The organism is Actinophytocola sp., from assembly GCF_045807065.1.
GTDB lineage: Bacteria > Actinomycetota > Actinomycetes > Mycobacteriales > Pseudonocardiaceae > Actinophytocola.
Genome location: NZ_JBJMIE010000169.1, coordinates 1 through 7,430, shown reverse-complemented (window position 1 = coordinate 7,430; position 7,430 = coordinate 1). Strand labels below are relative to the sequence as shown.

The 7,430-nt window shown below is 71.3% G+C and carries 7 protein-coding genes; 3 read left to right on the top strand and 4 right to left on the bottom strand.

The genetic code is table 11. The features are described 5' to 3' along the window. A partial coding sequence (locus tag ACJ73U_RS09820) for a hypothetical protein (RefSeq protein WP_407777241.1) occupies nt 1-294 on the bottom strand: 294 nt, incomplete at its 3' end. Nucleotides 295-444: 150 nt separating this feature from the next. Next, the gene (locus tag ACJ73U_RS09815) at nt 445-1,755 is read right to left on the bottom strand and encodes a GDSL-type esterase/lipase family protein (RefSeq protein ID WP_407777240.1); all 1,311 of its coding nucleotides are present in this window, start codon (nt 1,753-1,755) and stop codon (nt 445-447) included. 310 nt (nt 1,756-2,065) lie between these two features. On the opposite strand from ACJ73U_RS09815, the gene ACJ73U_RS09810 reads away from it, so the two are divergent. Next, nucleotides 2,066-3,637 (top strand): AMP-binding protein, encoded by a 1,572-nt coding sequence (locus ACJ73U_RS09810; RefSeq protein WP_407777239.1) that lies wholly within the window; start codon nt 2,066-2,068, stop codon nt 3,635-3,637. Between the two features lie 3 nt (nt 3,638-3,640). After that, complete coding sequence (locus ACJ73U_RS09805; protein WP_407777238.1) at nt 3,641-4,861, top strand: MFS transporter; 1,221 nt, start codon at nt 3,641-3,643, stop codon at nt 4,859-4,861. An 11-nt stretch (nt 4,862-4,872) separates the two neighbouring features. Here ACJ73U_RS09805 and ACJ73U_RS09800 read toward each other — a convergent pair whose 3' ends face one another. Further along, the gene (locus ACJ73U_RS09800) at nt 4,873-5,481 is read right to left on the bottom strand and encodes a TIGR03086 family metal-binding protein (RefSeq protein WP_407777237.1); all 609 of its coding nucleotides are present in this window, start codon (nt 5,479-5,481) and stop codon (nt 4,873-4,875) included. Here ACJ73U_RS09800 and ACJ73U_RS09795 point away from each other — a divergent pair. Further along, complete coding sequence (locus ACJ73U_RS09795) at nt 5,480-6,181, top strand: SGNH/GDSL hydrolase family protein (protein WP_407777236.1); 702 nt, start codon at nt 5,480-5,482, stop codon at nt 6,179-6,181. The genes ACJ73U_RS09800 and ACJ73U_RS09795 overlap by 2 nt on opposite strands. Here ACJ73U_RS09795 and ACJ73U_RS09790 read toward each other — a convergent pair. Beyond that, nucleotides 6,168-7,430 (bottom strand): hypothetical protein (locus tag ACJ73U_RS09790; protein WP_407777235.1); only part of this gene is annotated, 1,263 nt, incomplete at its 5' end. The two genes, ACJ73U_RS09795 and ACJ73U_RS09790, sit on opposite strands and share 14 nt — an antisense overlap.

Here is a 7,430-nt window from a genome sequence, read left to right as displayed (position 1 = left end):
GTTGAACAGCCTGCGCATCCGCCCGTGGTCGGGTTCGAGGCGGAACATCATCGAGCGGGACAGCGTGGCGAGCACCGGGTGGTCCAGCTTGTCGGCCGGGCCGATGGTCTTGATGAAGCGCGGGTCGCGCAGCACCTCGTCGACCGCGTCGAACCCGTTCGCCACGGCGGCGTACACGCTCGCGGCGGGATCGAGCCGCGAGGCGGGGCCCAACTCGTGCAGTTTGGCGTACCACGGGTTCGGGTCCTGCCGGGCCTGGTCGGTGTACAGGCCCGCCACAATCGCGTCAGCCACTAGTCCGCCTCCGCGGAGCTCGAAGTGTTGGTTACGTGCCGGCGAACGGTGCGGAGGTCCGGTGGCTGGTGGCTGGCTGCCGTCACGTTCCCCTGAGGTCTCGTTGGCGGCCGCGACACGACGCACAGGACACTCCGCACCGTTCGCTCCTCAGCGGACGATCAGGTTCAGCGGGATGGCCTCGGCCATCGCCTTGGAACCGGCGTCGTTCGGGTGGATGTGGTCGCCGCCGTCGTACTCCGGCTTCAGCTTGGTGTGGTCGGCCGGGTCGCGGACGATCTTGTCGAAGTCCACGACCGCGTCGAACTCCCTCCGGTGCGTGCGCAGGTAGTCGTTGACCGCGTTGCGCGTCGCCTCCTTCTCCGGCGTCCACACCAGCGCGGTGCCGCCGTTGAGGCCGTTGAACGGGCCGAGCGTGCCGACGATCACCGTGTACCCGCGCTGCCTGATCTGCTGGTTGAGCTGGCGGATGGCCGCGATGATCGTCTGCGGCGAGTCGTCGTTCATCCAGATGTCGTTGATGCCGAGGTCCATGATGACCGCGTGCGCGCCGGTCTCGGAGAACACGTCCTCGTTGAGCCGGGAGAACGCGTTGTCACCCAACTCCGGGAAGCCGGTGAAGCCGCCGTCGCCGGGCTCGATGGCCTCGTGGGTGAGCCGGGCGCCGCCGCGGCTGATGTTCAGCACGCCCGGCAGCTCGCGCTGGGGCACCTTGCGCTGCAACCGGTCGAAGAGCTGGTCGGGCCAGCGGAGGTTGGCGTTGAACGTGGTGCCGTGGCCGTCGGCGAGCGAGTCGCCGAACACGATCACCGAGCCGGCGGCGTCCTTGCGGAGCACGTCCACACCGGACAGGAAGAACCAGCAGCACGTGCGCTGGGTGGTGTAGCCGGCGCCGCCCGGGTCGCTCGCGAGGTCGCCGGGGCCGACGTAGTTGTTCTGCCTGGTGGTCGAGTGGAACGTGGTCAGGCCGGTGGAGACCGGGAAGAACACGCTCACCACGAGGTCCTGGTCGTTGCCGACCGGCAGGTCGACCGGGTCGCTGAGCAGCTCGGCGCCCTTGGGCATCACGAACGAGGTCGCGCCGCCGAAGGTCAGCTGGTGGATGGTCGAGCCGTCCACATCGGACAGCGCCGGGGTCGTGGTGTCCGGCTTCGCGACGGTGGCGTGCCCGACCGTGACCGCCTGCTCACCGTGGAGGTTGGTGAGCCGGATCCGGACCTTCGAGCCCCCCACCGAGCCGTGCACGATCATCCGGACGCTCTGGTTGTTCAGTCCTACGAAGGTGGAGCCACTCAGGTTGCCCCGGGTGACGGCCGCCGCCCAGCTGCCGACCCAGTCCGGTGACGAGCCGTGCCGCCCCTGCGGCGTCGCCTCGCCGGTGCTGGCGACGAGCACGGTCGAGGTGACCGCGGCCAGCAGCCCCGCGGCGATCAGCGACCGCCATTTTCTCGGGTTGTTCATTCGGTGGAACCTCTCACGAAAAGCCTGGGCACGCCAGTGGCGGCGGCACGAGTTGTGGCCCGGAACGTAGCCGCCGCGCCGATTCGAGGTCAATGCCGCTCGCGAATGGAACCGCAGTATTCGTATGACCAGCCCAACCATTCCAACCCATCCGTACCACCCGGAAACTTAGCGCAATTTCCCGATAGCGTGCAGCTACCTTCGGCGTCGATTCGCCTCTGGTCACGCACCCGTTCGGCGGGTACTCTCTCGTCCGAATCGAACGGCCCGCCACAAGGCGTGATTTCGCCGATGGAGCAGCGGAGTGGGCATGGATATCGCCACCGAACCAACGCCGACCTATGTGACACGAGCACTGGAGCTGTTCGCCGACCACGGCGAGCGGGAGGCGCTCGTCCAGGGCGACCGTCGGCTTTCTTATAACGATTTGCGGACCCTTGTGCTCCGAATGGCTGCCACGTTGCGGGCATTCGGTGTCCGGTCGGGTGCGAACGTTCTGATAATGGTCGCGAATCCGCTCGAAGGTCCGATTCTGCAGCTCGCGGTGCACCTGCTCGGCTGCCGCTCGTTCTGGGTCGCCCCGGTCACCGCGCGTCGCGAGATCCTCGACTACGTGCGGCGCTGCGACGCGGAGGCGTTCGTGTACGACCCGCGCACGCAGGGTGAGTTCGCCGCCGCACTGGGCGAGTCGCTCGCGGTGCCCGTGTTCTGCCTCGGCCCCGGCGGGACCGGCCCGGACCTGTTGACCGAACAGCCGGGTGGCGACTCCGAGGCGCTGACCCCGGGTGAGGTCGAGCCGGAGGCCGTGTTCCAGACCAGCGGCACCACCGGCACGCCGAAGCTGGTGCACCTGCCGCACACGTTCTTCCTGCAGGTGCTCGCGATCGCGGAGCAGCAGTTCACCTCGGCGGGCGCACCACTGCTGCGGCACCTGTCCAGCTCGCCGCTGTGGCTCGTCAGCGGGCAGATCACCGCGTTCGTCAACCTGTTCACCGGCGGTGTGCTGTTCCTCGAGGACGCGTGGACGCCGGAGAGGTTCCTCGCGACCGTCGCCCGCGAGCGGGTCAACTCGACGTTCATGTCGCCGCCGATGCTCTACGAGGTGCTGGACCACCCGGCCGCCGCGACCACCGACATGAGCCACATGTTCATGTTCAACATCGGCGCGGGACCGGCGGCGCCGTCGCGGTTGCGGCAGGCGATCCGCCTGTGGGGGCCGGTGATCCGCATCGTGTACGGCCTGTCGGAGTCGGTGGTGACCACGGCGCTGCCGGGGTTGACCGAGGACCCCGAGCACCCCCAGCGGATCCGGTCGGCGGGTACCCCCTACGGCGACGTGCGGCTGGAGATCCGCGACGAGGACGGCCGGCCGGTGCCGACCGGTGTGGACGGTGAGATCTGGATCTCCAGCGCGCTGAACTTCGCCGGGTACTGGGGCCAGCCGGAGCTGACGGCCGAGACGCTGGTGGACGGCTGGGTCCGCACCCACGACGTGGGCCACCTCGACGAGGACGGCTTCCTGTACATCGTGGACCGCACCACCGACATGATCATCACGCACCGCCGGTCCTGGAACATCTACTCGCGCCCGATCGAGGACGTGCTCGCCGCGCACCCGCAGGTCCGCGCCGCCGCGGTGATCGGCGTGCCGGATCCGGTGATCGGCGAGGTCGTGCACGCCTACGTCGTGCCGGTCCCGGGCGCGACGGTGACGGGCGAGGAGCTCGCGGCGACGGTCGGCGCGGAGCTGAACGACATGTGGCAGCCACGCACGGTCGAGTTCGTCGACGCCCTCCCCCTGACCAGGGCGAACAAGATCGACAAGAAGGCGCTGCGCGCCCGGTACGCCGCCGAACACCCGACCGTCGAGATCGGTGGTTGACGGGTGGGTCCACGCGGGCGGTTCCTCGCCCTGTTCACCGCGGACGTCGTGTCCGTGCTCGGCACCCGGGTGTCCATGCTGGCCATCCCGTGGCTGGTGCTGGTCACCACCGGCAGCGCCACGAAGATGGGGCTGGTGGCGGGCGCGGAGATGTTGCCCTACGTCCTGTCCGGCGTCCTGGCCGCGCCGCTCGCGGACCGGCTCGGGGTCTGGCGCGCGACCATCGTGGTGGACGCGGGCAGCGCGCTGGCCATGGCGGGCATCACCGCGTCGTCGCGGCTCGGGTTCGGGTGGCTGCTGGTGCTCGTCGCGGTCGCCGGGGCCACCCGGGGGCTCGGGGACCGGGTCAAGCACGTGATGCTGCGCCCGCTCGCCGAGGAGGCCGGGATCGCGGTGATCCGGGTGACCTCCGCCTACGAGGGCTTCTCCCGCACGGCGATGCTGGTCGGCAGCGCGGCCGGCGGCCTGCTCATCGCCTGGGTCGGGCCGCTCGGCGCGATCTGGGTGGACGCCGCGTCGTTCGCGTCGTGCGCGCTCGTGGTCGCGACCGTGGTGCGGCTGCCCGACGGCGCGATCCCGCCGCAGTCCCCCGAGAAGTACCTGGTCGCGCTGCGCGGCGGGTTCCGCGTCCTGTGGCGGGACGACCTGCTGCCCAGCATGATCGTGATGTTGTTCGCGCTCAACATGTTCAACCAGGCCGGCGTCGCCGTGTTCATCCCGGTGTGGGTGGCCGACGTGCTGCACACCCCGGAGGCGCTCGGCCTCGTGCTCGGCGCGTTCGCGGCGGGTGCCGTGCTCGGCAGCGTCGTGTTCACCGCGATCGCGCCGAGGCTGCCGATGTACCGGACGTTCATGCTCGGCGCGCTGCTCGGCGGCGCACCCCGGTGGCTGGTCCTCGGCCTCACCCACGACGTGGTGCTGATCTGCGTGGTCACCTTCTGCTCCGGGCTGGCCATGGCCGCGGTCAACCCGGTGATCGGCGCGATGCTCTACGAACGGGTGCCACCCGAGCTGCAGACCAGGGCGTTCGGCGTGTGCACCGCGATCACGTTCACGGGCATCCCCATCGGCGGTGTGCTCGGCGGGCTCGCGGTGACCGGGCTCGGGCTGACCCCGGCGATCCTCGTCGCCGGCGTGCTGTGCCTGCTGGCCACCGCCGCGACGTGGGTCTGGTCGCGGCGGCACCGCGACCAGGCCGCGCCGGTGGTCCAGGCGGCGTCGTGACCGAGCGCGGGTCAGTGCGGCCACGACGGGGAACGGCCGAGGAAACCCAGCATGCGATCGGCCGCGGACGCGTCGGCGGGCACCTCGACCCGGTAGCCGAACGCGGCGTCCGGCCCCCAGATCCTGGGCGAGTCCAGCGGCCAGTCCGCCCCGATCCGCAGCACGGCCGCGCAGGCCTGCTCGTCCAGGCCCGGGTCGACGCCGATCGACACGGCGACGTCCCAGCCGTGGGTCAGGTAGTCGATGAAGTGCATGCCGACGGCCTGCGCGGCGGGCACGTCCCCGTATCCGAGCACCGCGAACGTGCCGGCGAGCGGCTCGACCGAGGCGAACGCCTCGGCGACCGCCCCGGCCGACGCCGCGAACTCACCGACGGGATCGGCGACGGCCACGCCGTCCCAGACCTCGGGGTCCGGTGGCGCGCCGAGCGCCGCGGTGGCGAACCCGTAGTTGTTGCCGACCATGTGCCGCACCAGGTCCCGCACGGACCAGCCCGCGCACGGCGTCGGCAGGTCGAGCTGGTCGGGCCGCACCTGCTCGACGATGCCCGTCGTGACCGCCAGCACGCGGCGGTCGGCGGCCCGCAGATCCCGCGAATCCGGATTATCGTGAGTGGACATGCACACCTTCGCTGAGTCGGAAGATCCCTACTGCCTGCGTCATGGCGAGAGCGCCCGGCTCCTGGCCGGGCATCCGTGGCGCCGGTTCGTCGTCATCGGCGACAGTGTCGCGGAGGGACTGGCCGAGCCGGTGCCCGGCTACAGCGAGACGCAGCTCGCCGACCGCATCGCGCGGGAACTGTCCGCCACCGCGCCGGATCTCCAGTACCTCAACCTCGGCCACCGGGGCCTGCGGACACGCGAGATCCGGGTCAGCCAGCTCGGCCCGGCGCTGGACTTCCGGCCCGACCTCGCGCTCGTCGTCTGCGGCGGCAACGACGCGTTCCCCGCCACCTACCGGCCGGAGAAGGTGGACGTCGACCTGCGCGCCATGATCACGGCCCTGCGGGGCGCCGGCGCGGAGGTGATCACGGTGGGGCTGTACAACGTCTCGTACTCCCCCTCCCCCGCGATCGCCGACTGGCTGCGGCCGGGACTGCGCAGGCGGATGCAGACGCTGTCCGAGCACACGGCCGCGATCGCGGCGGAGCTGGGCACGCTGCACCTGAACCTCACCGCGCACCCCGCCGCGACCGACCCGGGCATCTACTCCAGCGACGGCCGCCACGGCAACTCCCGCAGCGACGCGATCGCGCTCGCGGAGGCCGTGCGGCTGCTGGGTGCGCACCTCGCGGCGAACCGGCACGTCAGCCGTCCGTGAGGAGCAGACCGCTGGTGAGCGCGCCCTGCCCGAGGTTCACCACGGATCCGGAGGCCGAGTCCGGCACGGCGAACCGCAGGTAGGCGCCGGCGGCCCGGCCGCCGAACAGGTACGGCGCGACGCAGTAGGGGACCTCCGCCTCGCGCACGGCGCCGGTGGCGACCTCGACGAAGTGCATGGCGAGCCGGTCCACGGGCACGTACTCCTGCACGATGTGCCCGCCCTCGGCCATGGCCGCGCCGAGCGCCTCGTCCCAGCGCTCCCGCGTGACCTCCCGCCCGACGACCACGCCCGAGCCGCCGTAGGTCCCGGTCGGCTTGAGGACCAGGTCCTCGCGCCGGGCACGGGTCCCCTCGGCGTCGGTCAGCAACGCGGTGAACGGCACGTGCGTCCTGACCAAATCGGCGTCCACTGTGGACAGAAGGTCGACGTCCTCCCACAGCCACGCGAAGGTCGCCTTGTTGGCGAGCAGCCAGGTGGCGGACGGCGTGAACATCCGCACGGCGCCGGTGTCCAGCGCGGTGACGAGCGCGTCGTACCCCGCGCCGTGCGGCACGTCCTGCGGGATGAACATCCGCAGCACCGTGTCGAGGACCGTGTCGCCGGCCCGCAGGCGACCCCCCTCGAGCGTCAGCCACTCGAGGGGGTGCACCACCACGTCCAGCCCCGTCGCGCGGCCGCGGTCACGCACGGGTTCGAGGAGCTTGATGAGCGTGTGCCCGTCCTGGGTGTCGGGGTAGTCGCTGCCCATGTGGAACAGGATCACCGAGGTGGCGCCGTCGGGCAGCGCGAACAGGTCGCGCATCGCGTGGAACCGGGTGTCCACGGCGGACTCCGGCACCGCGAGCGGCACCGGGACCTCGTGGTCGGCGTAGGCGGCGAGGAAGCGCCTGGCGATGCCGTCGGAGTCGAACGCGCCGCCGAGGGCGCTGTCCACGTTGCACTCGACGAACCTCGGCACGCCGCCGGACATCAGCACGTCCGGCCGCACGGCGACGATCAGGTCCTCGGTGAGCGGGGCGTCCTCGTCCAGGAACTCGATCAGCCCCGCCGGCACGCCCAGCCGCTCCCGCAGCTCGCCGGTCGTGGCCGCGCGGCGCTGGCACGCGGCGAGGACCAGTTCCGCGAGCCGCGCGGTCAGGTCGGTGATCTCGCCGTACTGCTGGCGGGTCAGCAGGGGCGGGCGCAGCGGCCGCCACCGCTTGTTCTTGGTGGCGACGCCGTCGTAGATGCCCGCCCAGGTCCGGGT

What these genes read in the sequence shown, in the direction of transcription:
- ACJ73U_RS09815 (WP_407777240.1), bottom strand. Translation starts at nt 1,755, where the DNA reads ATGAACAACCCGAGAAAATGGCGGTCGCTGATCGCCGCGGGGCTGCTG.
- ACJ73U_RS09810 (WP_407777239.1), top strand. Translation starts at nt 2,066, where the DNA reads ATGGATATCGCCACCGAACCAACGCCGACCTATGTGACACGAGCACTG.
- ACJ73U_RS09795 (WP_407777236.1), top strand. Translation starts at nt 5,480, where the DNA reads ATGCACACCTTCGCTGAGTCGGAAGATCCCTACTGCCTGCGTCATGGC.
- ACJ73U_RS09800 (WP_407777237.1), bottom strand. Translation starts at nt 5,481, where the DNA reads ATGTCCACTCACGATAATCCGGATTCGCGGGATCTGCGGGCCGCCGAC.